21 protein-coding genes are annotated in these 24689 nt (G+C 44.7%); 13 read left to right on the top strand and 8 right to left on the bottom strand.

Going from position 1 to position 24689, the window contains the following annotated elements; genetic code table 11:
* Positions 1-274: 274 nt before the first annotated feature.
* Entirely contained in the window at positions 275-418 is a 144-nt protein-coding gene (locus QUA27_RS01575; RefSeq protein ID WP_333065907.1) for a hypothetical protein, read from the top strand.
* A 280-nt stretch (positions 419-698) separates the two neighbouring features.
* Here QUA27_RS01575 and QUA27_RS01570 read toward each other — a convergent pair whose 3' ends face one another.
* A complete protein-coding gene (locus QUA27_RS01570) occupies positions 699-1754 on the bottom strand; it encodes a 2-oxoglutarate and iron-dependent oxygenase domain-containing protein (RefSeq protein ID WP_333065906.1) in 1056 nt (351 codons plus the stop codon).
* A 190-nt stretch (positions 1755-1944) separates the two neighbouring features.
* Here QUA27_RS01570 and QUA27_RS01565 point away from each other — a divergent pair, with 190 nt between their 5' ends.
* The 3 genes from QUA27_RS01565 to QUA27_RS01555 all read left to right on the top strand — a co-directional run bounded on the left by QUA27_RS01565 (position 1945) and on the right by QUA27_RS01555 (position 3200).
* Positions 1945-2238 (top strand): helix-turn-helix domain-containing protein, encoded by a 294-nt coding sequence (locus QUA27_RS01565; RefSeq protein ID WP_333065904.1) that lies wholly within the window; start codon positions 1945-1947, stop codon positions 2236-2238.
* Between the two features lie 408 nt (positions 2239-2646).
* Positions 2647-2853: a hypothetical protein gene (locus tag QUA27_RS01560; RefSeq protein WP_333065903.1), complete on the top strand. Its 207-nt coding sequence runs from the start codon at positions 2647-2649 to the stop codon at positions 2851-2853.
* On the top strand, positions 2853-3200 hold the full coding sequence (locus tag QUA27_RS01555) for a type II toxin-antitoxin system PemK/MazF family toxin (protein WP_333065902.1): 348 nt from the start codon (positions 2853-2855) through the stop codon (positions 3198-3200). Before QUA27_RS01560 ends, QUA27_RS01555 begins: the two co-directional genes overlap by 1 nt.
* A gap of 361 nt (positions 3201-3561) precedes the next feature.
* On the opposite strand, the gene QUA27_RS01550 is transcribed toward QUA27_RS01555, so the two are convergent.
* Positions 3562-4422: a DUF6920 family protein gene (locus QUA27_RS01550; protein ID WP_333065901.1), complete on the bottom strand. Its 861-nt coding sequence runs from the start codon at positions 4420-4422 to the stop codon at positions 3562-3564.
* A gap of 46 nt (positions 4423-4468) precedes the next feature.
* The gene (locus tag QUA27_RS01545; RefSeq protein WP_242724949.1) at positions 4469-4843 is read right to left on the bottom strand and encodes a DUF1257 domain-containing protein; all 375 of its coding nucleotides are present in this window, start codon (positions 4841-4843) and stop codon (positions 4469-4471) included.
* 262 nt (positions 4844-5105) lie between these two features.
* Here QUA27_RS01545 and QUA27_RS01540 point away from each other — a divergent pair, with 262 nt between their 5' ends.
* The 4 genes from QUA27_RS01540 (at position 5106) to QUA27_RS01525 (ending at position 11026) form a co-directional block, all read left to right on the top strand.
* A complete protein-coding gene (locus tag QUA27_RS01540) occupies positions 5106-6296 on the top strand; it encodes a WD40 repeat domain-containing protein (protein ID WP_333065899.1) in 1191 nt (396 codons plus the stop codon).
* Positions 6297-6813: 517 nt separating this feature from the next.
* On the top strand, positions 6814-9189 hold the full coding sequence (locus tag QUA27_RS01535) for a PAS domain-containing sensor histidine kinase (protein WP_333065897.1): 2376 nt from the start codon (positions 6814-6816) through the stop codon (positions 9187-9189).
* Complete coding sequence (locus QUA27_RS01530) at positions 9189-10886, top strand: putative bifunctional diguanylate cyclase/phosphodiesterase (protein ID WP_333065896.1); 1698 nt, start codon at positions 9189-9191, stop codon at positions 10884-10886. Before QUA27_RS01535 ends, QUA27_RS01530 begins: the two co-directional genes overlap by 1 nt.
* Positions 10847-11026 (top strand): hypothetical protein, encoded by a 180-nt coding sequence (locus tag QUA27_RS01525; RefSeq protein ID WP_333065895.1) that lies wholly within the window; start codon positions 10847-10849, stop codon positions 11024-11026. The genes QUA27_RS01530 and QUA27_RS01525 overlap by 40 nt, the downstream gene beginning before the upstream one ends.
* Positions 11027-11093: 67 nt before the next feature.
* On the opposite strand, the gene QUA27_RS01520 is transcribed toward QUA27_RS01525, so the two are convergent.
* Together QUA27_RS01520 and QUA27_RS27615 are read right to left on the bottom strand one after the other, a co-directional pair.
* Complete coding sequence (locus QUA27_RS01520; protein WP_333065893.1) at positions 11094-12575, bottom strand: J domain-containing protein; 1482 nt, start codon at positions 12573-12575, stop codon at positions 11094-11096.
* A 24-nt stretch (positions 12576-12599) separates the two neighbouring features.
* Positions 12600-12803 (bottom strand): transposase, encoded by a 204-nt coding sequence (locus QUA27_RS27615; RefSeq protein WP_510175253.1) that lies wholly within the window; start codon positions 12801-12803, stop codon positions 12600-12602.
* 515 nt (positions 12804-13318) lie between these two features.
* On the opposite strand from QUA27_RS27615, the gene QUA27_RS01515 reads away from it, so the two are divergent.
* On the top strand, positions 13319-15298 hold the full coding sequence (locus QUA27_RS01515; RefSeq protein ID WP_333065891.1) for a sensor histidine kinase: 1980 nt from the start codon (positions 13319-13321) through the stop codon (positions 15296-15298).
* A 23-nt stretch (positions 15299-15321) separates the two neighbouring features.
* On the opposite strand, the gene QUA27_RS01510 is transcribed toward QUA27_RS01515, so the two are convergent.
* Together QUA27_RS01510 and QUA27_RS01505 are read right to left on the bottom strand one after the other, a co-directional pair.
* Complete coding sequence (locus QUA27_RS01510; RefSeq protein ID WP_333065889.1) at positions 15322-15981, bottom strand: response regulator transcription factor; 660 nt, start codon at positions 15979-15981, stop codon at positions 15322-15324.
* Between the two features lie 161 nt (positions 15982-16142).
* The gene (locus QUA27_RS01505) at positions 16143-16412 is read right to left on the bottom strand and encodes a hypothetical protein (protein WP_333065887.1); all 270 of its coding nucleotides are present in this window, start codon (positions 16410-16412) and stop codon (positions 16143-16145) included.
* Positions 16413-16803: 391 nt separating this feature from the next.
* On the opposite strand from QUA27_RS01505, the gene polA reads away from it, so the two are divergent.
* The 4 genes from polA to QUA27_RS01485 all read left to right on the top strand — a co-directional run bounded on the left by polA (position 16804) and on the right by QUA27_RS01485 (position 23650).
* Positions 16804-19827 (top strand): DNA polymerase I, encoded by a 3024-nt coding sequence (gene polA, locus QUA27_RS01500; RefSeq protein WP_333065886.1) that lies wholly within the window; start codon positions 16804-16806, stop codon positions 19825-19827.
* 68 nt (positions 19828-19895) lie between these two features.
* Positions 19896-20411: a thermonuclease family protein gene (locus tag QUA27_RS01495; RefSeq protein ID WP_333065884.1), complete on the top strand. Its 516-nt coding sequence runs from the start codon at positions 19896-19898 to the stop codon at positions 20409-20411.
* Between the two features lie 544 nt (positions 20412-20955).
* Positions 20956-21477, top strand: a complete 522-nt coding sequence (locus tag QUA27_RS01490) for a hypothetical protein (protein ID WP_333065883.1) — start codon at positions 20956-20958, stop codon at positions 21475-21477.
* Between the two features lie 457 nt (positions 21478-21934).
* Positions 21935-23650 (top strand): sensor histidine kinase, encoded by a 1716-nt coding sequence (locus QUA27_RS01485; RefSeq protein WP_333065881.1) that lies wholly within the window; start codon positions 21935-21937, stop codon positions 23648-23650.
* Positions 23651-23935: 285 nt separating this feature from the next.
* Here QUA27_RS01485 and QUA27_RS01480 read toward each other — a convergent pair whose 3' ends face one another.
* Positions 23936-24628: a DUF2259 domain-containing protein gene (locus QUA27_RS01480; RefSeq protein ID WP_333065880.1), complete on the bottom strand. Its 693-nt coding sequence runs from the start codon at positions 24626-24628 to the stop codon at positions 23936-23938.
* Positions 24629-24689 lie beyond the last annotated feature (61 nt).

Genomic DNA, 24689 nt, shown 5'->3' with positions numbered 1-24689 from the left:
TTGCGGGCGATCGCACTTGGGTTTTCTGGTTAGGGCGATCGGGCAAAACGTACAATGCCCAAACCTTGCTATAATAAAGAATCTTAAAAACTTAACACTAAAGGCTGAGGTTAAATTCCTGACAATAACTTCACAAGAAACGGATGTAGAGATTCAATAATTTCCCATTGTTCTGGGACAGGGAGGGGAAATTACTATTCCCCAGTTTTTACAATATTCTCTCAATGTTAATCAGGGAGATATGCTGGTATTACTCCCAATAGGTAATCTGATTGTGATCGATTCCAAACAACCTCAAGCTCCCCAATTAATCGATCGGATTGCAACGATTATGGAAAATGAAAATGTGGCTTTGACTGATTTATTGGCTGGTTTAGAAGCCGATAGAGAGGCGATTTGGCGGGAGAAACAATCTTGATGCGTAGGATATTTACACAGGAAACTCTAGAGGCAAGCCGATGGAGTTAATCTTCAAGTAGCGTGAATTATGCAATTTTAAATATTTTCGGAAGTGAGTTTAAAAGAAGATATTGCTGAATCCAATTTGCCCAAGGGAACTACTGCAATTATACCTCAGTAGGTGAGCGCGCACTGATTTTGAAGCTGGATACATGGATAAAGACGATCGCTATGGTGAAAGCATCGTTATCCCTGCTACCGAAAAACTTTGCTTCTTATCTCTGCAATGCGATGGCTTTTTACACTGTCGTCAAACGACGAAGACCCTCATTTTTCAAAACACCTAAAATTGACAAGCGGTTTTCGTCAATAATCCGGCGTGTGGTAATTCGGTCTGGATAACACCTCATAAACATATTTGTAAAGTGCGAGCCGTAGTGGATATGCTCATCGCTTGAGGGAGCGAAAAGAGGGCGGACACAAGCCTCGAAATTCGGCTCGTGGAAGTAGGCTAGAGCAAATCGCTCCCTCGTATTCAGCCTGACTTTATGTGGTGTTGAGAGGAGGTAGCCATTGGTGAGGAATTGCAGAATATCGCCTGGAAACACCGTTAGTACGCTTGGCACAGGCTTCACGAATATCCAGGGTTCCTCATTTTCATACATACCCCCCATACTTTCAGTCGGCAGCCAATTTCTGTTTCTCTTTTCCCCTTCAACTGGTGGACGTATATAGAGGCCACCCACATCATCCTGGGCCGCGATCACCAATAGGCCGTAATCAGTATGTGCACCGATTCCTCTCGTTGATTTTTGAGATAACGCCGGGAATCGCAATACGCGCATATGATGCCAACCATCCTTGGTCAATTCCGTCAAAGCGTTAATGTCATCCAGTTCCAAGCCCAGGGCCGTCAGTTTCAGCAATTTCTCGCCGATTGAGCCTAGCTCGTCCATGTATGCTTTCATGCTTTGTTGGTAGTCCTCATCAGGCCAAGGCGCCGGACCATGACAAGGCCATTGCGCTTGTACACGCCTATCATTTAGTGGAACATCTTTGCAAACAGTGAATATCTCGGAATAATCGGACTCCCCAGCGGTGACTTCCTCGCCCGAAGCAATATACCCACTGTAGGTAAGATCGCTAATGAATTGGGATTTCGACTCCAGAGGCATACCAAAGAACCGCCTGCTCGCGGCAAAAGTTCTCTCGCTCTTTCGCTCCTGTATTTTGTTCGTGGCCACGTGAAAGATACCGTCCCTTCTCCATGCCTGAATCATCTGGCGAGCTATGTCAATATCGGATTGTATTCCAGTGATACATTCGGGCAGATGAAATATTTGCAAATTAGACACTTCGATTTTCTCTTGGTATTTATGGGTCAGATGTATATAGCAGTTATTGGATAGATGAGGTAGAGATTTCAACTTAAAAAGCTTGAGCACACTGGGTTTAGGCTTACTCCATCTTTGTGAGAACCGCTATATGTATTTTTATATATAAATAGATATAATAGCTTGCTCACCACCTGTCAAGCCAAAAAAGTTGGAAAAAGTTTGGTATAGTAACCATACCTATCTCACCATCGCACCTATGGACAGTCCTGAGATATTGCAATTTGTCGATAAAGCTGTTTGCGCCAACACAGGCAAACATCTAAATAACTTGCAGCGGGGGATTCTTGCCGGAACACTGAAGCCTCAAAGATATGCTGACGTTGCAGAAACTTATGGTTATAGCTCCCAGCACGTTAAAAAGGCTAGTCACGAACTTTTGCAAATGTTATCTGAGGTGTTTGGTGAACAAGTTAAAAAAAGTAATCTTGAATCCGTTCTATAACGACATATAAATCAGAATATAACAACTTTGGTTAATAAAAATAATCAAAAATTTATTGTATTAGCTATATTAACAATTGCCCTACTCCCTCTACTCCTACCCCAGATCAAAGTCAGCCGGAAACTCCCGAATTGTAGGAGTAAACCAAAAATAAAACTAAGATTGAAACAATAGATAAATTACGGCAGTTTGGCTTGAGCGACGAGCAAATTGCAGAAGCGCTAGATATACCTTTAGAGCAGGTTAAGCAGGTGGACTGGGAGGAGTAAATCTGTGGTATCTCCGAATTTTACTGGATCTGGCGATTCCCTAGGGGATACCTTCGCTTCACGCTCTTAGTTGTTTTGTTATAATCATCGAAGGTGGCCTTGTTGAAGTAAAATAAAATATCCCTAGATATTTTCAGCTATGAACACAAAACTCATTGAATCCTTAGTACAAATCATCCAGACACTCTCAGAAGAGGAGCAATTGCTAATAAAAGCAAAACTATTTAGTAACATCCCCTATCCTTCTACTGTGGAAATAACCCAGTTAGCCCAAAGCGGGGGAGCATTTCAATTCCTGTACGAGGAACCTGATATTTACACCCTTGAAGATGGAGATCCAATTTAGTGAAGCTAAAAAAAGGAGATATTGTTTTAGCTGAATTTCTCTTTACAGATTTGAGTCATAAAAAATTACGACCGGCTTTAGTGCTGTGGGCAAGTTCAACCATAGATGAAATTACTATCTGCTTCATTTCTTCGCAAAATGTCACTAGCTTAAGTTTAGATGAATTTGCTTTAAATGCTTCAGAGCCAGAATTTCCCAGCACGGGATTAAGAGTATCTTCTAAAGTTAGAGTGACTCGGATTGTCTGTCTTGAAAAGAGATTAATACTGAGACGATTGGGCGAGCTAGGAAATCAGCAAATGCAGGAATTGAATGCAACTATAATACAAGCATTTCAATTAGTATAGCCTTGTTTAGTCTCGCGCGCTTGCCGGAAACGCTCCAAAATCCCTGCCTGCAATAAAGGTTTCGCTGTCAATCGGTGGAGTATGTTCGGACATGGCAACAGCAGCATCTATTTTAACTCGTACAGCATCGATCGATTGGCGATCGGCGAGAGCTGCTTGGAACTCATCAAGCCATTCTAGAAACTCTGCGAGTTCATTTTCTGGAAGTTCCCTTACTGCTGTCTTGAACTCTGTAATGTTGACGCGTAATTAACTTTTTTTGCTAATAGCCGTTTACCCGTGTACTCTAATTATCAGATGGTTCCCATGAAATAGGGGAGAAAATTTCAGACTCAGACGCACCCTACAACACAAACTAGAATCATCCTGCAAACTCATAGGCAATATTCGTGATGCAGCCGCGCCAGTAGGGCAATAGCGAGCCATCAGGCAGTTGCCACGCCACCTCACCGGAGAGGGGAATCCGCATACCGTCTCGCAATTCGTAGTCCCAGAAGCGGCCAATCCAGGGCGCAAATACCAGCCCACCCTTAACTGTACGGGCGCGGGCCTCGGCGCGGACAGTGGGGATTAGCCCTGCTTCATCAAAGCGGAAATCCAGGGAAACAGCGGTGTCGCCATCCTGTAGCGTTGCTCTGGCGGAAGAATTGTCGATCGCCTCCCAGCGAACACCCTGACTCGGCAGCAGTCTCGTCGGATACCAAGCCGCCTCCGCGAAAAAGCGCATCAGTTCCCCTTGTGCAGCTTCTGGAGTGCCACGGATATCCGCCAGAGTCACCAGGCCAAGCAGCGCCGCATGGAGGATGCCTTCGCCAGAAATGTAGGCATCATGAACAAACGCATTGATACCGGGCATCATGGCAATTCGCCCGTCCCAATCAAAGCCAGGGCGTTGAGTAATCACCAGTTGAGTTGAGTTAAAAGCACTCCATTTTTCTGCGGTTTCGCTCATGTTAAACGTGCCTTCGTGGGAAACCCGCGCTGTTGCAATTAGCGGTTGTCCATCCTTCAGTACCGCGCGAAAGTAGCGCTGCACTGGCTGGGGTAAATCGGCGATTTCCCGCGCATCAAATGTGAGAGGTTTAATCCGCAAGCGTGCAGCTTCCAGATTGGCTCGCAGTTCCTTGGTACCCAGATGCCAGCGGTATGCTCCAAGGGCGATCGCCCCAACAATGCCAACTACCAGCGCGAGGATAATTAGTACGATCGCCGAGCGCCACATGGTGATTCCTCTTGATACCTAAAAACGAGTTAATCAAGCGCGAGTCTTAAACCCATCTACCCACTACAACTCTCAGCGTTCCATCTGCCAAAGTTTCCTCTTCTTCAACATTAAAACCCTCTGACTGCACCGCCGCCATCAAACTTTTCCGCGCGTATTTTTGACTAATTGAATTGACAAATTCCTGCTGGTTAATTCGAGCGCCCCAAAAATCCGCTACCAATTCGTAATCCTCTCCGCTACGGCGAAAACCCAAATCGTAACCGTTCGATTGCCGAATCACGTACTCGGCATTAGTTTTGTCACCCCGATAACCCCGCACCTGCACATTGCACTCTACTTGATAACCCAACTCTTCCAACACTTGATGCAGCAGTTCGCCGTTCTTGATCTGAACCTTGATCGTTGTGAAGTGTGACATATCACTTTCGGATTTTTGTGTGAAACGCTGATTTGATTATAATACTATCAACTCCAACAGTCAATAAGTTAGAAGTTGCGCTCTTAAACGCGGTTTGACCGTCACCTAAAGCAGCCAGGTTACAAACCCCCGGATTCATAGGTTCAGAAAATTACAACTGAGTATCCGATAACAATTCCCCCGATTTATCCGTGCGTAAGTTCGCTTTTTTTACTCATCCAATTCTTCAATCTTCCATCTAAAATTTAAAATCTAAAATCGTATGATGCCCGATAATCCTAACCAACCTAGAGAATATGATGCCGTCCTCGGCGGTCAAAGTCAAATCCCGATCGCCGGCGCTGTTTTGGGAGGCATCGCGGGGGTAAAGCAGCGCTTCAACAGTCCTAGTATCGAGTCGCGGATTGCCGCCGTTAAAGATGCTCCTAAATACGGAGGCACTGGTTTAAATTTAGCAATTGAGGCGCTGCTTGACCCCGCACCAGAAGTGCAGCGAGTTGCTTATTTAATTTTGCGATCGAGGACAGAACCTCTAGTGCGGCAAGCTTTAAAAGACTTCGTGCCTTACAAGCTTTTTGACTGCATCCGCACGGTCAAAACTGGCACAAATGTTGCGATTAGTCCCGGAGGTGATCGCACGGCGAGTTTGCACGGGAAAATAATTAGAATTTGCGATGTAGATACAGGAGAAATACTCTATACTGTTGACAAGTATCCCCGCGCTCAAGAAACTTTTGTCCTTTGCCAAGAAAGTGAAGTGTTTGTGAGGAGCAGAAATACTCCAAAACACCGCGCGATCGAAATTTGGCAGGGAGGAGAATTGCAGCATACTTCCCTCGGACATGAAGCGGAAATTAGCGCAATTGTGGTCAGTCCCGACAGTCAAGTTATCGCCAGCGGTTCGGCAGATACTACTATCAAAATTTGGAATTTAGAGACGGGAAAGTTAATCTGTACTTTTGGCAGTCTTTTAACTTGGGGAGCTCATAAAGCAGGAATTGTTAGTCTTGCTTTCAGCCCGATCGCACAAACTCTCGCTAGCAGCAGTTCTGACGGTACAATTAAACTGTGGAACCTCCGCAGCAGAGAATGCTTCCAAACAATTAAGGGTTACGCGAATTGTCTGGCTTTCAGCCCAGACGGGCAGACTTTGGCTACTGGCGGCTGGGACAGAGATATTCAACTGCGGCAGCTATCGAATCCAGATAGTTCAATCACTTTGGCAGGGCATTTTCACTCGATAAATGCGATCGCCTTTAGTGCCGATGGACTGACTGTTGTCAGTGCTAGTGCCGATGGTAATATCAAATTTTGGAATGCCAGTACGGGCGAAAATTTTTACACTCTCAGCGGACATCAAAGCTCTGTTACTTGTCTTATTTTTAGCAGCGATGGCGAAACAATTATCAGCGGCAGTATAGACAAAACTGTAAAATTTTGGGGAGTTAATTGAAGAAAGAAGGAAGTTCGGCAACGGATTCTGTAACGGATGTAGCGGATGGAAGAAATAGAGAATAGGGAAGAAGGAATAGGGCAGAAGGCAAGGCAGAAAGAAGAGGGAATCGACCTCATGATTTTCATAAATTAATTACCTCCTAACGATTCAGGCGCTGGCTATATTTACAAATTCCAGATTCCCGATTCCTCACTGCGTGAATCTACGCAAACAAATATAATAAATTTACAATCCCAGTTCTTGTGCAAGCCGAGGATTGCGGAACTTGTTTTTGCACTACTACAAATAGTTACCGTAAAAATACCGACTGGCAGGCATTATTCAGCTTATTATAAATTTGTAAACTGTAGCCCAAAAGCCTGAACTAGCCGCAATTTCTGAATCCTTTAAAGTACCTTTAATATTATCGCATCTTGGTCGGATGAGTATTCCTGCTAATTGTAATATTTCACTTAAAAAGTTTATGCTTAAAAGATAGGCTGGGGTTAAATATACAGTGCGCCCTAGAGTAACCATGTCACACTGCAACCAATCCATCTGTCGTTCCCGCCATTTCGCAGAAATGTGCGATACTGCTGCCAGTTGGCAGCAAAAAGCCGATCGACTAACGGTAGAATTAAACACCACCCAAGATCGGCTTCACGCAGAAATCGATCGGCTCAAACAAGCCAACGAAACCCTTCACGCCGCTGTCAGTTGTGCCCCAATTTTCCTGTGGGCAACAGACAGAGAAGGCAAGTTGACCCTTGCAGCAGGAAAAGGATTAGAAAAATTGGGACTCAAACCAACAAGTGCAACTGTCGGGCTGTCGATTTTTGAAGTTTACAGCAGCCAGCCAGATATCTTAGAAAATATTGCTGAGGTAATAGCAGGAAACGATCGCACTTGGAACGTCCGAGAGAGGCATTTTATTCACGAAATTCGATCGGCAGCGCTGCGAGATGGAAACGGCGAAGTGGTTGGGGCAGTGGGTGTTTCTACTGAAATTAGCGAGCGCGAGCAGTTGATCGCAACTCTGGAGACGGCAAATCAAGAATTAGAAGAGAGACTTCAGCAGCAGACGAAATTCTTCAATGCAGCACTTGCCGAAAGCGAAAAAAAGTACCGCAACCTCGTAGAAACCTCCCAAGAATTGATTTGGTCGATTGATATTGAAGGCCTCTTGACTTTTGTCAATTCCGCCGCCAAACGCATCTACGGTTACGAACCGCCAGAAATGATCGGACGCCGCTTCACCGATTTTTTAGTTCCCGATCAAGGAAGTAGACCAAGAGAAATATTTGCTCAACTTTTAGCAAGAACCAAAATTGAGCCACAAACCGCTAATTCTCCTTACGAAACAGTACACATTCGTAAAGACGGTACTCCCGTCCACCTGCGCGTCAATAGCATCGTCAACCAAGCTGCAAACGGCGCTATTTTAGGCTTGTGCGGAACGGCGACAGATATTAGCGATCGCAAGCGATCGGAACAAGCACTCCAAGAAGCTACAGACCAACTTCGCGCCGTTTTGGATGCGGTACCGGGACTGATTTCTTGGATCAGTTCAGATTTGCGGTATATTGGAGTCAACCAGCACTTAGCAACCTCATTCAACCTGTCTCCTGAAAGCTTTGTCGGTCAAGAAATAAACTTTCTCGAGAAAGGCTCGACTTTTGGAGAACTGATCCGAAATTTTTTTGAGAGTTCATCTCAGCAAACCTGGCAAGAAATAGACATTGAAATTAACGGTTTCGTCCGCAACTATTTGATAGTAGCTCAGAAATATCATCAGGGAACTGCTGCGGTTTCCGTAGGAATAGACATTACCGACCGCAAGCGTGCAGAAGCTCTAAAAAACCAATTGATATGCTCGCTGCAAGAATCAGAACACAAATTTCGTAGCCTTTATGAAGCTACCAGCGACGCAGTAATGTTGCTTGACGAAAAGGAGTTTTTTGACTGCAACCCCGCTACCTTAAAAATATTTGGCTGTAGCAACACAAAAGAATTTTACGGCAAGAGATTGAGCGACTTTTCCCCACAATTTCAGCCTAGCGGACAAGACTCATCCAGTCTAGCAATACAGAGAATATCGGCAGCAATGCAAACAGGTAGCTGTCGCTTTGACTGGGTACACAAACGACTTGACGGTTCAGAATTTTCCGCAGAAGTTCTGTTAAACGCAATGGAAATTAACGGACAAAAATTTCTCCAAGCTGTAGTACGCGATATTACAGAGCGCAAACGGGATGAGGATCAAATCAAAGCCTCCCTCGCCGAAAAAGAAGTCCTTCTCCAAGAAATTCACCACCGCGTCAAAAACAACCTCCAAGTTATTTCTAGCCTGCTGAAACTTCAGTCTCGCTACATTCAAGACAGCCGCGTTAGTGAAATGTTAAAAGAAAGTCAAAACCGAGTCAGATCAATGGCTCTGGTTCACGAACAATTATATCACTCCAAAGACTGGTCAAACATTGATTTTGCTGAATATATCCAAAATCTCGCACACAATTTATTCCAAGCTTATGAAATTCATGCAGAAGGCGTTAAGTTGCAAACAAATATTGCGCCGTGTTCTCTTAATATTGATACGGCAGTTCCTTGCGGGTTAATTATCAACGAGCTTGTGACAAATGCTCTCAAATATGCTTTCAAAGGACAAATTAAAGGTAAAATTAACATAGATTTCACTTGGGATAAAAATCGACTTTGCGTGCTAACCGTGAGCGACAGCGGAATTGGTTTTCCTCAAGACTTAGATTATCGAAAAGCCCGAACGTTGGGTTTGCGACTCGTCGGGTCTTTAGTCAAGCAAATCCGGGGGGGAATAGAACTGTTAGAAACTGCTGGCACAACTTTTAGAATAACCTTTTGTCAACCTAAATTGCAGTCTGAGGAAAAAAATTAGTGTCTAACAAAAAAATTCTGATAGTTGAAGACGAGAGCATCATTGCGGAAGACATTTCCGACAGTTTGATATCTCTAGGATATAGAATAACTGGCATGGTCTATTCGGGAGAAGAAGCGATTGAATCGGCAGCCAAATTGCGCCCGGATTTAGTTTTAATGGATCTTAACCTGCAAGGAGAAATCGACGGCATTACAGCAGCAGAAGAAATTCGCTTGCGCTTTCAAATTCCCGTAGTTTATCTGACAGCTTATGCCGATGAAACTACTTTGCGACGAGTTAATAGTACAAAACCGTTCGGCTATATTGTCAAGCCATTTGAAGAAAAAAACTTGCACACAACTATTCAACTGGCACTCTACCGACATCAGTATGACAGCTTGACGAACCTGCCGAATCGTTCATTTTTGCGAGAAAAGTTAAGTCGAGTATTAGATGGTCAAAAAGAATTTTCAGGATTCGTTCCAGTTGTCACGCTTAGCTTAGATAAAATCAACCGCATTAACAGTACCTGGGGACACGATATCGGCGACTCAGTGCTTTGCACCATCGCCCAGCGGCTAAATAACTGCATGGAAAACATTAATATTGTTGCTCGTTTGGAAGCGGCAGAATTCGCGCTGATTCTTAAACCAGTTGCAGAAAAACAGGATGTGGCAAAGATTGCTCAAAACATTTTAGATCTTGTATCCCAAGGTATGATTGTCAAAGATTGTGAAGTGTATGTCACTGCTAGTATGGGTGTCTGCTTGTATCCCGGTGACGGCATCGACGGAGATGAAATACTGAAAAATGCTTATATAGCAATGTATCAATCTCAGCAGAAAGGCGGCAATACTTATCATTTTTATACGGCAAAAAATGCTAATTTTTTTATCAATACACTTCTTCAAGAAACTTGCTTGCGCCATGCTTTAAAAAGCTCAGAGTTTGAAATTTACTATCAGCCGCAAATAGAAATTAAAACAGGTAAAATTATTGGGGCTGAAGCTTTGCTCCGCTGGAATCATCCAGAACGGGGGCGAGTTTCCCCAGGGGAATTTATTCCCATGGCTGAAGAAATGGGCTTGATTGCACCGTTGGGTGAATGGGTATTAGAGACTGCTTGCAGGCAAGCTAAAACATGGCAAAGAGCAGGTTTACCGCCCCTCCGAGTGGCAGTTAACGTATCCGCCCGTCAATTCGAGCGAAAAAATTTCACGGAAAGAGTCAGGGAGATATTAACAGAAACTGGCCTCGATCCCAAGTGTTTGGAATTAGAACTGACAGAAAGTCTGGTTTTGCAAGACGAAATTGCAGCAGCTAAAGCTTTTACGGTGTGGAAAGATCAGGGGATTAGGATAGCAATTGATGATTTTGGAACGGGATATTCTTCTTTGAGTTATCCCAAACTCTTTCCGTTTGATGCGATCAAAATAGACAAGAGTTTTATTCGCGATATTGCAGACGATCGCCAAAATGCAGCGATAACAATAGCGATTATTCAAATGGCACACTGCATGAACATGACGGTGGTTGCTGAGGGGGTAGAAAATCAGCAAGAACTTGATTTTTTGTGCGAACACGAATGCGACGAAATTCAAGGCTATCTTTTCAGTCAGGCTTTGCCAAGGGCTGAGTTTGAAGCGCTACTCAAAAGCGATAAGTCCTGGGATTTATGCTGGAGGAAGCAGGAAGTTCGGCAACGGATTCGCTAGGGGAAGAAGGAAGTTCGGCAACGAGCACTGTACGGGATGTAACGGATGTCAGAAATAAGGAGGAAGGAAGAAGGAAGAAGGAAGAGGGAAGGGTGTCAGCAAATAACGTCCTAATCGTCTTAGTCGTTGCTAAACAATAGAATAATGGGGAAGTGGTAGTTGGTAATTGGTAATTGGTAATTTTGCCTAAAGACTAATGACTGATGACTAATTTAAAAGATCCGCTCGCCCAGCCAACCGTCCCAGCCACAGCCCGAAACCCGAAGTAGCCACCAACAGGATAAACGTATAAAGCCCGCTGCCGTTGTTGCTCAACCTTTCTGCAGCGACCATCCGCGCCACAACTCCAGCAATAATGCCGATCGCAGCCCAAGCCCCATAAACAGTCTTAGACCCGGCGATAGCGAAAGCTTGGACGATCGCCCCCGAACCCGCCCCAGCCCACACCCCAGCCCACGCCCCAATCCCCAGCCCGATCGCACCTCCGAGCCCGACGGGGCCGCCAGAATTCCCACCTACTTCCGCCGCCAGCCCGCACGTCAAGCCGACAATCGCCCAACACACGGCCGCCGCCAACACCTTGACCCAATTCCCAGAATCTGTTCCCGCCATCAATCCCACCACTGTCACCACTCCCCCTACACCCAAAACAGCAGCCACAGCCCGCGACTCGGCCTCGGAACTGGCGATCGCGCCCAAACCAGCTCCAACTGCGCCCCAAGCAGCCCCTGTTTCCATTCCTCCCGCCTGAAAACCGGCGATCGAACCCCCCACCGCCCCAGCCAAAACTAAGGCCGCCAGCCACACTCTAGGCGTTGCTGAACCCTCCGCCAGCAAAATCGCGGCCCACAGCCAATCGGCACCGCAGATTAAAGCCCACATCCACGGCCGGGCGACTGATTCCCTTGATTCCGTCAAAATCCAACCGGTCAAAGCGTAACTCGCCACGGCGATTGCCAGCGGCCACCAAGGGAAGCTTGAATAGTGTTGAGATGGCCGCACTTCCCTCGGCGCGCTTCGCGGTTTTGAGTATTGAGTTGAAAATTCTTTTTTCCTTTTCGAGGTAAGCTTTCGATAGTGTTGAGATGGCAGTGCTTCCCTCGCAACGCTTCGCCCTGGCTGCTTTCTGCCCCGCCGCGCTTGGCGATTGTGAGTGGTAAATCGTTTCTTGCTTGAAGAGTTTTTTTGAGTGAGAAATTTTTTGGAGGCGGCTTTTGGGCGGGTTTGACGGCGCTGGGAACCAGGCCTGGCGACTGATTTTCCAGAACGCCTTCTCAGCGGCTTTTCCGGCGCAGGGGGCGGTGGCTGCTGAAACTGTTTTTCGATCGACCTCGATTCAGGCTGACTCAAAAACGACAGCAACTGCTGGTAAGCTTGATTAATTTCTGTTAATCTTTGTTGAGCTTTTTGTTGGAGGCGATCGTTGTTGGCAAACCGATCGGGATGCCACACAAACACTAAATCCCTGTAAGCGCGCTTAATGTCTTCTAAGGAAGTTCCAGGCTCAATTTCGAGGATTTCGTAGCATCGGTTAATGTCACCCATAGGCTTCGATCGGCACTTGTTGGTAAATTTGCGTGAAGCGAAGCTATCCCGCAGGGAATCGTACTTAACATCTTCTACTATTCTCAGCCAAGCTGCACAGTCAAGCGACTTGAGATTTGAGATTTGAGATTGGGACTTACGCATCAAAACCTTCTGAAACCCGGTTTTTTACCGTTTCTGCGAGCTGTAACGAAGTATGATGCAACAAGCCCGGTTTCTGACCACCCGTGCGTTTACCGCTTGCGAGTCATAAAAGATAACATCCAAGATTTCTCTCTTTGACTGAGTAGGCGGTCTGGTTTTCTTGTTTCGTGGTAATAATGGCTCGATGAGTTCCCACTCTTTATCGCTTAAGCTGCGGGAGTACGACATTTTTTTCCGATCTTAGCTCATCATCACAGCTCCCCAATGGGTTCTATAAGATTTACAGCTATTTAGGTGTACCTCACCAAACCGTGAATTGCTATATACTGGAGAAGACAATTCGCCCTCAAAGGCCAATGTCAGAGTTGTACTATTGAACTAAGAATAAATGGCTCATGCTTCCTTTTGCATCTCGTATTGTATGCCAAGCTTTACTTTTATTGACTCTGTTATATCTCCCAGCCACAGTAACCTAAGTCGGGATTAGTGCTGGACGAATTACTGATGGTATTGGACAAAGAGACTTGGTTAAACTGAAACTATAAATTGACGGCAATAATGTCCGCTCAATATACAGGTTTCATTTGAATGGTAGTATCTATGATGGAACGATTAGTACAAAATTGGATCGTTGGCGGTTGAGACAGTGTTCACAAGATTTGTGTGTAACTTTAAACCGAATCCCACCCAAGCCAACAATTTTATATTGACTGCACCTCACAAATAAATAATATAAATATCGAATGAAGACTATCAGATATCGTCCCTCAATAGGTATTGGCTTAGTAACTGCTTGGAGCTTGTTTTACTGTGCAGTAGCTAGCAACTTACCTATGCTCAATAAAATGGAACTCGACATTCAGGATCATCTAATACGACTTCATAAACCAGCGCTTAGACCCAAAGAAATTCTACTGCTTAAGATCGAGCAGCCTGCCCTTTTAGGATATAACTTTCATAACTTATATAAACTGAATACTTTCTATGCAATTTTAGTGAAAAGCTTAATCAACAGTGGTGCAAAGGTTGTAGTCATAAATTTGCCTACTCAAATGAGCCAGTACATTGAGCTTGATACAGATACTCAGGTAGAACATCCCTTTCAAGAGTTGATTAGTAAATATTCAAACCAGATTGTTTTGGTGGCTCGTCCAAGTAAGTTCCCCTCAGAAAATTCAGTCATAAATGATTATCATAATTTACTTCCTTTCGATAATGAAAGTATAAATCCCTCTATTCCCCCAGAGCACATAGTAAGTTACTTCAGATATGCAGCACATCCCCAAAGCTTAGACAGCCCAGCTCGCAAAGCGGAGTTATTCTCCTATTTTAGCTATGAAGATGATCCCGATATTAATATACATCATAAGGTTAAATCTGTGGCAACGATGGCCTTAGAAAAATTCTATATGAACTCAGGAAATATCAAAGGTTTTCAAAAAATTACCACTTTACAAACTCTTTTATCTTTTCAAATGAACTTCTGGGGTGCGGCTGATACATTTCCTAGTATTGATATTCATTTTCAATGTCCTTCCTCTCAGCTAGAGATAGAACACTGTAATCCTTCCTTTGACCCCCAATCTCTTCAGAAGCTCCATGATAAACTTGTATTAATCGATCTTCCCGAAGGGAAAGGGTTTGAAACCTATCGAGAACTATCTCCTTTTGGGGAGATGTCTCTTGCAGAAGTAGAAGCTAATCAAATAGCTAGTTTGATGACCCATTCATTTCTCACAAGAATCCCGAATTGGTATGACTACATCATCACAACTTTGGGTCTTGACTTCATAAGCCTATATATACTTAGCCCAGGCAAAAAGCATAAACTTATACCTGTTCATCTGCTGGTTGGCTGGCTTCTTCCGATCTTGGTAGGAAGCTATGTAGCTCTAAGTTTTATCTTGTTCTATCAAGGGTTAATTCTTCCATTATCCATCCCCATCTTAGGTTGGGTTGGAACAGGTTCAGGTGTAGCAATTTATTCAATTCTCAGGCAGTCTATCCAACAACAGCAGAAATTAGCTGAGCGACAGGCTGTTCTTTTGCAATCGCGGAAACTCCTCCATCGAGTCGCAACAGACATTCATGATGGCCCACTTCAAGAACTAAAATTGGCAATGGATAGTATTGAGCTTCTAGCCCTCAGTCATCCATCTCCCATGATTAACTCAATCTTAGATCGATTAGAAGCAGTTGGGCTTGCACTTCGCAATCAGCTCAGCAGCACACGCACAATTGCAGAAAAGCTAGAGATTACACCAGAATTGCAATCTGGACTGGATCGGGGGATACACCAATGGCTCCAAAAACTAATTGACTCAAGAGAACTAACCTTGAGTGTCAAAGAGCATCTACAACCCTTGCGAGAACCCAAATCTGATAGTGCTTGGATTGATTCGAGAGAGGATATCTTTCGCTTTTTTCGAGAAGCGATCGCTAATGTGATTCGCCATGCCCAACCTCCAAACGGATCGGCAACGCAAGTTTCAGTCTCGCTTACTCAAAAAGATCATCAGTGCCGATTAGCGATCGAGAATAATGGAACTAGCCTAACCCCTCTCTTATTAGATATTCCTCACAAGAAACGTCGTAGTGGTGGATATGGCACTAAACTGATGAAAACTATTGCTGCTGAGATCCCAAATGGCGCTTGGCAAAGGGTTCCATTAGAAGAAGGTGGGATGCTAGTAACACTTGAATGGACTATGGACACCCCATAAGATGATAAAAAATAAGGGTATAACTACCCGATTAACCTACGTTTAATTGCCTCCATGCAAACTGCGATTCGGGTATTAGTAAGTTGACCATCAAGCTGATCGACATTCAGTTTTGCTTTGAGACTCTGGACGTAGTTCTGAGCTGTTTTGAGGGATATATGCATCCGCTCTGCAATTGCCTGATCGGTAAGGGCTTGGTTGCATAACAAGTCCAATACCGTTCTATCCTTATCAGTCAATGGCATTTCGTTCATTAAATTACGAGGAATCTTACACTGTCCAGCTAAAGCATTACGACCACCTTCTAGAAAAGCATTCCGTCTTTCCATTTTATTAACGACAGCAAATCCCCCTTGATGTTCAAATATTTGCTTCACGACTTGCCTTAAATAGCTTGGTTCGCTGGTATAGACGAGAACATTTAACAGAGGGTGATGCTCAAAAATGTGGTTGAGTAACGCTAAACCTGGCTTGGCTGACTCCTCGCCTGTCAAAGTCCCAAATTGTAAGTCAACTACTACTAAATCTATGTTATCTTGCTTGAGTTGCTCAATCCCCTCTTCAGGGGTTTCCTGAATAATGCAGGAACACTGAGGGTCTATCATCCTCAAAAAATCACAATTATTTTGACCCACTTCAGGGTGATCCTCAATGACCAGAAAGTGTTGTGTTTGATAACTCATAGTTTGATTGCCATAACTATTTTATCATTTCTTCAGCAGACTCGTTTTCACGACTATTTAGACTTGCTATATAACCTGTGCTTTTACTGATAATGATAATCGTGAGGGAGAGAAAAGGCGAGTGCTACCCGCCTTTTCTCTCCCTGCTCTATTGTCTAAGTCTACAGAGTTACTATTTTGGCTTTATAACCTTTATGCTCTAGTTTTTGAACCTCTTTGTTAGCAGCTACACGATCTCGGAAAGTGCCAGCATTGATCCATTTTTTTTGATTGGGGCGGTGATACTGGACGCGGTATTCATGGGTATGTGGGGATGTAACCGCAACTTTTGTTGTTTGCTTCATAGGAGGCTGAGCATTGGCTTGGAGGGGAACAGCAATGCCTAGCCCAAGGGTAGCTAGAGAGATGAGTGTAACCATTACCTTTTTCATAATTCAGACCTGTTTGTAAAGTTGATAGTTTTATTCTGTCCTTCAAGTCTTCCGGTTGATAGGGGAGTAAGCGCAAATAATATTGCGTGTTTACGCAAGTCCATTCAGAAAACGACTTAGAAGGAGAGCGATTGTTTTCGGGGAGAGGGGGGCAATCAGGGGTTTTAAAAATTTATCATCCCAAAGACCTTGTAGAGAAACCTTTTGAGATATTTTAGGCGAGCGAGTAAAATCGACGCAGAATAGCAAGAATCGTTGCAGTTGGTCTGACTTACCCAGATATCTACTCCATACTCTACTGTTTTTTGGCATTACAAGAATTGGTGCAAAGATGAGCTACTTCAAAACATCAGACATCCTTCTGCTATAGCTACAATGAGAAAATACTTTCGTGCGATCGGGATCTGTGTCAGTGTCGGAAAATCAAGCACCCACCTTCATCTTAGTTGACGGTCACTCCCTGGCCTTTCGCTCCTACTTCGCCTTTGCCAAAAGTCGAGACGGAGGCTTGCGAACTACGACGGGCATTCCCACCAGCGTCTGTTTTGGCTTTCTCAAGTCGCTGCTGGAAGTTATGGCGGCCCACGACCCCCAGTACATGGCGATCGCCTTTGACCTCGCCACACCCACATTTCGCCACGAAGCAGACGACACCTACAAAGCGGGCCGAGCAGAAACACCGGAAGATTTTAAGCCGGATATCAAAAACCTGCAAGAATTGCTCACCTATTTGAATTTACCTGCAATAACTGCTCCGGGCTACGAGGCGGACGATGTTTTGGGAACTTTGGCAAACAAAGCCAGCGCGGCCGGTTATCAGGTCAAAATCCTCACGGGCGATCGCGATTTGTTTCAATTAGTAGAAACCGAAAAACAAATCAGCGTATTATATTTGAGTACCGATGAGCTCCGGCGATCGGGCAAAGGCAAATCCCAAGAATACGGCCCGGAAGAAGTCAAAGCCAAACTCGGTATTTTGCCAGAACAAGTAGTAGATTACAAAGCCCTCTGCGGCGACAAATCCGACAACATCCCCGGAGTTAAAGGCATCGGCGACAAAACCGCCCTGCAATTGCTGGAAGCTTACAATTCCCTCGACGGAATTTATGCAGCAATAGACGAGATTAAAGGAGCAACTAAGAAAAAGCTAGAAGAAGGCAAAGAAGCTGCTTACCATTCTCAACGCATGGCGACAATTGTCCAAGACGTGCCCTTGGAAGTAGACTTAGAAAATTGCCAGCTCAAAGGTTTTGATGAAGCAGCCTTGATCCCGATGCTGGAAAAATTAGAATTTAAGACATTTTTAAGCAAAGTTAAACAAATTCAAAAAAGGTTCGGCGGTGTAGAAGAAACCGTAGTAGAAAAGGGCGTAGAAGACACAGTAGAAAAGAGTGTAGAAGCCACAGTAGAAAAGGGCGAACCCAATCCCCACCCCACAATAGATAAGTCACCTGCAACTTCTGAAAGTTCAGAAGACGATGCGTTGTGGTTTTTTAGTCCCGCAGAAACCCTAGCCGCCCAGCAGGAAAACAAACTGCCAATTAAACCCCGAATAATTCAAACAACCGAACAGTTAAACGAATTAGTCCAACTGCTGCAAACCTTCACCGACAAAGCCTCACCCGTGGCGTGGGATACCGAAACCACCGCCATCGAACCGCGAGATGCCGAATTAGTCGGAATTGGCTGCTGTTGGGGAACAGGCGAAGAGGATGTTGCTTACATTCCCACGGGACATAAAACGGGCAAAAACTTGGATAAAGCCACAGTTTTAAATGCTTTGCGTCCGATTTTGGAAAGCGAGAATTATCCGAAGGCGCTGCAAAATGCTAAGTTCGATCGATCGATCCTGCGCTGTCAGGGAATCAAACTAGCCGGAGTCGTCTTCGACACCATGCTAGCCAGTTACGTGATCAATCCCGAAACCAGCCACAGCCTCAGCGAATTGTCAAGGAAATACTTAGGCATTGTCGCCAAAAGTTACAATGAATTAGTACCCAAAAACAAAACAATTGCTGACATCAGTATTCCGGCGGTAGCCGACTACTGCGGCATGGATGTTCACACCACATTTCAGTTAGTAGGTAAACTGAGAACTGAATTAGATAAAGCTGATGAACATAACTTTCCCGATAAGTCTTTGCACAAGTTGCTGCTGGAAGTAGAACAGCCCCTCGAACCTGTTTTAGCTGAAATGGAATACTGTGGAATTCGCATTGATTCAGCTTACCTGCAAGAACTATCGCAACAGCTAGAAAAGAGCTTAAAAGAAATAGAAGAAAAGACTTATCAAGCAGCGGGGAGAAAGTTTAATTTAGGTTCCCCGAAACAACTCAGCGAAATATTGTTAGAAAAAATCCCGGATGAGTTTCAGAAAAAATCTCGCAAAACGAAGACGGGATACTCTACAGACGCCACTGTATTGGATAAATTGCAAGGAGACCACCCGATTGTAGACGATTTATTAGAACACCGAACATTATCCAAGTTGAAATCAACTTATGTCGATGCTTTGCCGCAGTTAGTGCGTGCGGATACCGGGCGAGTGCATACAGATTTCAACCAAACTGCAACGGGTACGGGAAGGCTTTCTTCTTCTAATCCAAATTTACAAAATATTCCCATCCGTACCGAGTTTTCGCGGCAAATTCGCAAGGCATTTTTGCCGGAAGAAGGTTGGCTGATGGTGTCGGCTGACTATTCTCAAATTGAACTGCGAATTTTAGCTCATTTGAGTCAAGAGCCTGTGTTAATTGAAGCTTACCAAAATAACCGAGATGTGCATACCGTAACGGCTCAACTGCTGTTTGAAAAAGAGGAAGTAACGCCGGACGAAAGACGGTTTGGCAAAACGATTAATTTTGGGGTAATTTACGGTATGGGGGCGATTAAGTTTGGTCGTTCGATGGGCAAAACTTCAGCAGACGGTAAAAAGTTTATTGAACGATTTAACCAGCGTTACAGTAAAGTTTTTGAATATTTGGAGAAAGTAAAAAAAGAGGCGATCGCCCTCGGATACGTTACCACAATTCTAGGCCGCCGCCGCTATTTAAAATTCGAGAGCGAAAGCCTCCTCGACTTAAAAGGCCGCAATCCCCAAGACATTCACTCCGATAGACTTAAATCTGTCAGCAGAGATGACGCCCAATCTTTGCGGGCTGCAGCCAACGCTCCCATTCAAGGCTCTAGTGCTGATATCATTAAACTTGCCATGATTGAAGTACACAAAATTTTGCAAAACTATCAGGCGCGGCTGCTGTTGCAAGTTCACGATGAATTAATCTTTGAAGTACCTCCCGATGAATGGGAAGAATTGCAACCGAAAATTAGAACTGCGATGGAAAATGCTCTGCCACTTAGCGTACCGCTGATAGTTGACATCCACGCTGGGCAAAATTGGATGGAAACTAAATAAAACAGAGAAATATGATCCCGACAAAAATCACCCTTTTCCCAACAATAAAAACCTTAAGTGCAGTTGCTATGCTATTGCTACTATTCGGGTGTCCACAAAAGTTAGCGCCCAACAACTATGCTGTCAAGCGAGTCAGCGACGGCGACACCCTTGTCGCCAGCGATAGCGCCGGAAAAGATATCAAAGTGCGTTTTGCCTGTGTAGATGCACCGGAAGTCGCGCACACAAATGCTGAGAAAAATAGCAAAGCATCAGCACTAAAAAATCAATTTAAGTGGGGAAATTTAGCGCACCAAAGAATGCAGCAGCTCGTCAAACAAGGGGGGGGTCGCGTTGTCTTGACAGTCACCGATACTGACCGCTACGGCCGCAAAGTTAGCGAAGTTCGTTTGCCAAACGGCACATTTGCCCAAGAAGTTTTGACCCGCGAAGGATTAGCAATGGTTTACCGTCCTTACTTGAAAAACTGTCCCAGTGCCAGTGTTCTGGAACAAGCGGAAGCCGAAGCTAAGAAAAATCGCCGCGGCGTTTGGGGAGATTCCAAGTTTGTTCCTGCTTGGAAATTTCGGAAGAGTGATAAATGATTGGAAGAAGGAAGTTAGGCAATGGATTGTAGAAGGGATTTAACGGAGGGATTTTGAGTAGGGACACGGCATTGCCGTGTCCTTACGGTTCGCTTTGACTTTTAATAATTGGTATAAGATTGAGGATGCTAGCAAGACTTTTTTAAATTTGTATTATGTTGTTGACAGAGAAGCTGGGAACCTGTATCAGAGATTTACAGTCTTGGACAGATTCAGGTCTTGTTAAACCCGGTCTCTACTATAAATCGTAGGTTGAGCTGCGAGGCATCCGCCCAGAAACCGGGTTTCTAGATACTGATGGCGATCGTCCTAATTTAGTAAAATACAATCAGGACGGGGTTCTGCTCCTACAGTCCGCAATCTGTAGAGTTTCGGCGATAGCTGACGCCAGATTCATCTAAAACCAGACATGAGTTCGATCGCACTTTTCTCCGACCTGTTTTTTCGGAAAAGTCAACAAATGTGATAGGCTCCAGATAAACTAATAGATTGCTGACAAAAGCGGTCTATTGCAATCACCCAAAATTAACTTTAAGGGACATCAATGAATTTCAAACATCTGGTTATTTCCGGCCTTGCCCTGCTCCTCGGTACAGCAATTGTAGGAAATGCGATTGCTCAAGAACTGACGGAAAACCAAAAAACGGTGATTTGTCGCTTGAAAACAGAAGTTGACCAGCGGAAAGGCAACGGTCAAAAATTAGTATTTGTGCCGTTGCTGGGCCAAGTTCGCAAGCAAGTTTCATCTCCTTTTAGAGCAACGTTGCATCCTAATGTGGAGTATGTTTTTGTTGCCACTTGCGACGGAAATTGTCAGGATTTAAACTTATCTCTCAAGGATGAAAGCGGTCAGGAAATCGCTGTGAGTCAAAAAACAGGCGAACTGGCGTCAATCTCTTTTACTCCCCCATCCCAAGGCCAATATCAAATCACTGCTAAGCCTGGGGAATGCACGACGGCAGAGGGTTGCAGTTATGGCCTGGGAATCTTCGTTCCAGCAAGTGCAAACGTACCTAATGCTTCCAAAATTCCTGCGGAGATAGCACAATTTCGACTTTGCCAGTAGGAGAACAGCGATAGAGTTGTGGGTTGCGAGTAGAGTAGAGTTTTAAATGAGAAATCTAACTCATAACTTGCAACTTATAACTCACCACTTATATCGCAACCACCAAAACGGTGAGGATGTTCTTAATTACTGAAACCATGCCTTTGACTCGTTCTTCCTTCTTGCTTTTTTTTACTCTGAGCGACTTGCACTACCCTTTGACTTCGCTCAGGAACCGCGACTTGCCTGCTCGCATCGCTGAAGGGAAGAAAGCTGAATACAGCCGAAGATACTTCTTCCTTCTGCTATAATTTTTTACGCATAACTGCTGCAAACTGTCAAGCCGATCGAGCTGTGGAACCCTGCAAAGACCCTACAACTACCAAAACCTAGTCCGAAGCCAGAACTTTATTTACCCTCCGGCAGGCATCAATTAGAATATAGATGGTGCCTCTCAAAGGTGACGAGTACATTGCCCATGTCTTTAACCTTAGCTTTGAAAAATCAACTGCATAACCGTCCTCAAATAGGGTTGAAAAGTCTGTTGGGCCGCTTGGGTATCAGGCAGAAAATCGGCTGCGGATACGCCTTGGTCATTAGTATTGCCGTTTTGGGTGCTGTGGCGGGACGCGGAGTAGAATCCTATCACAAACAGCAAGTTAGAGAAAAACTAGCGATCGACCGAGATAAAGCGGAAATCCTGACAAACCTCAATAACACGGTGCAGGAAGTCAGAATTCAGCAGCAAGAGCTGGCGAGTCTGACGGCCAAACCGCAAATTTTCGATCGCCAACGCTCGGAATTCCTGACTCGCGTTGCTCAGATGAGCGGCATCCTCGAACAACTGCAAACCCCGTCGCAGACGAAGAATCCCGAGATTGCCAAAGACTACCAACAGCTTCAACAGTTCGCTCAAGTCAACGGCAAAACCGTAGAATCATACTTTCAACAAGTACAAAAATTGTTGGCTGCTGCGAAATTATCTGCTTTGAATCCGAAGCAGCAGCAGGCATTGAGGCAGAACTTGAACAATTTTGTGGCGGGCGAAACTGCTTTGAAACTCAAACAGTTTTCCGAAGATTCTGCCCAACTGGCCGGCAACTTTCGCGATAAAGCAGATGAGGCATTTAGAACCTACGAGGAAGCAGAAAAACTTGGAACTCTGATTCTGGTTTGCTCTCTAGCGGTATCCGCCGGTATCGCAGCCCTACTTGCAGCATACACCAGCCGGGCGATCGCCCGCCCCTTAGAAGCCACCACCCTCATCGCCCAGCGAGTTACCGAAGAATCAAACTTTGATTTGCAAGTACCCGTCACTACTTCCGACGAAGTGGGAATGCTGGCAGTTTCGCTCAACGAACTCATTCAGCGCGTAGCAGAATATACAGAAGACTTGCACGAAGCAAAAGTAGCAGCCGAAGCTGCCAACCGCTCGAAAAGTGCATTTCTCGCCAACATGAGCCACGAACTCCGCACCCCCCTCAATGCCATCATCAACTACAGCGAAATGCTGCAAGAAGACGCTCAAGATTCCGGTTCCGAAGATTTTCTCCCCGACTTAGAAAAAATTCAAACCGCAGGCAAACACCTGCTGGATATGATCAGCGACATCCTCGATATTTCCAAAATAGAAGCCGGTCACGTCACCCTTTATTTGGAAAACTTCGACGTGGCAACGATGATTGAAGAAGTGATGACTACTGCTCAACCGCTAGTAGAAAAAAAAGGTAATGCTTTAGCACTGAAAACAAAAGGCGAACTCGGCACAATGTACGCCGACCAACCGAAAGTACGGCAAATTCTCCTCAATTTGCTCAGCAATGCTGCCAAATTTACCGAAAAAGGCGTCATTACTATCGGCGTCGAAAGAATGAAAATTGAAAAATCACGACCGACGAAACCAAATAAAAATAATGATTTTCAATCGGGTTCAAACTATACTTCTCAAGTTTTAATGTTTCGAGTCAGCGACACCGGCATCGGCATGACGGACGAGCAATTAGAGCAGATATTTAAACCTTTTACCCAAGCTGATGCCTCGACTACCCGCAAGTATGGAGGCACGGGTTTGGGATTGACAATTAGCCAACGTTTGTGTCAAATTCTCGGCGGCGAAATTAGCGTCGAAAGCGAAGACGGTAAAGGTTCAACTTTTATTGTCAGTCTCCCGGAACGGGTGGTGATGCAGGCATGAAGTCAGTCAGGCAAGATATGGATTTTGACAGGGATACACGGATTAATGATGGAGCATTCGTCAATAGTCAGGAGGCAGATGTTCAAGGAAAAAGAAAGAGGGAGGAAGGAAGAGGGAAATTTTAAAATGTATTGATATATCAATTATCAAAATAAAGAATAATTAACAACCCGATCGGGACTAACGCACAGACTCTATCTGTAGGTGGGCCGCGTGTACCTTACATATAGGGGTTCTGCGTAAGTTTTGATAATTCCCAGGTCAAAACCTGGGAATATAGCAAGCCTAAAGAACAAAGCCTTGTACAACAGTAGTTTTCAAGACTCCCTCAAAAGTGCGTTCTGTCTTGTCCACCAGGACAACGACATTGCGGCCGTTCGGAGACAAACGAACTTCTCGGATTGAATAAGAGAATACCCAATCTTCAAAATTGTTCAGCGATCCGAGGACACGCTGCCGACCGTTATGATTAATTACAAGACGCATTGCCGCGCTTTCTTTGCCAGCAGAAGCATTTTTTTGCCGCTGTTCCAGGCGAATTTGTAAAGGCTTTGCTGTATTGACTTTGACGGCGACTGTCTCGCTTCCATTGGCTCCGGGAGTACGAGAAATAATGTTCAGTTTAGTTCCAGCTTGAGGAGGAGTTAACTTCAAAGTTTGCCTGTTATTCCAACTTTTTTTAAGCAAGTCATCTTCTGCCATTTTAGTGCTTTTATTCGAGTCTGGCTCGCCATATTTAGTTTGGATACACCCATTTTTGATGCAGGAATTTGCAGCAACTTGGACAATTTGCAATTTTGCTTTGGGAATTCCCGCTCCTGTATCTCTGGAACTTTCTAGATACAAGTAGTAATTGCTGTCGGCGGAAAAACCAGACATCCGGTGTGCGGCACGCCAGGTATTTGCCAAAGCTTCAGGGGCTAGTGCGATCGCAGCACTTGCTATAATACCTAACGAAATTAAAGGTAAAATTTTCATAGCTATATTTTCTAGGTGTGAGAGTTATAGCGGCTGTTATTGATGAGTAAAACAATAACGC

Source organism: Microcoleus harperi Pol14_C6, assembly GCF_036701295.1.
In the GTDB taxonomy this organism is placed as follows: Bacteria; Cyanobacteriota; Cyanobacteriia; order Cyanobacteriales; family Microcoleaceae; genus Microcoleus.
Note: the sequence above shows the minus strand (reverse complement) of the source record. Positions and strands in the feature narration are given on the sequence as shown.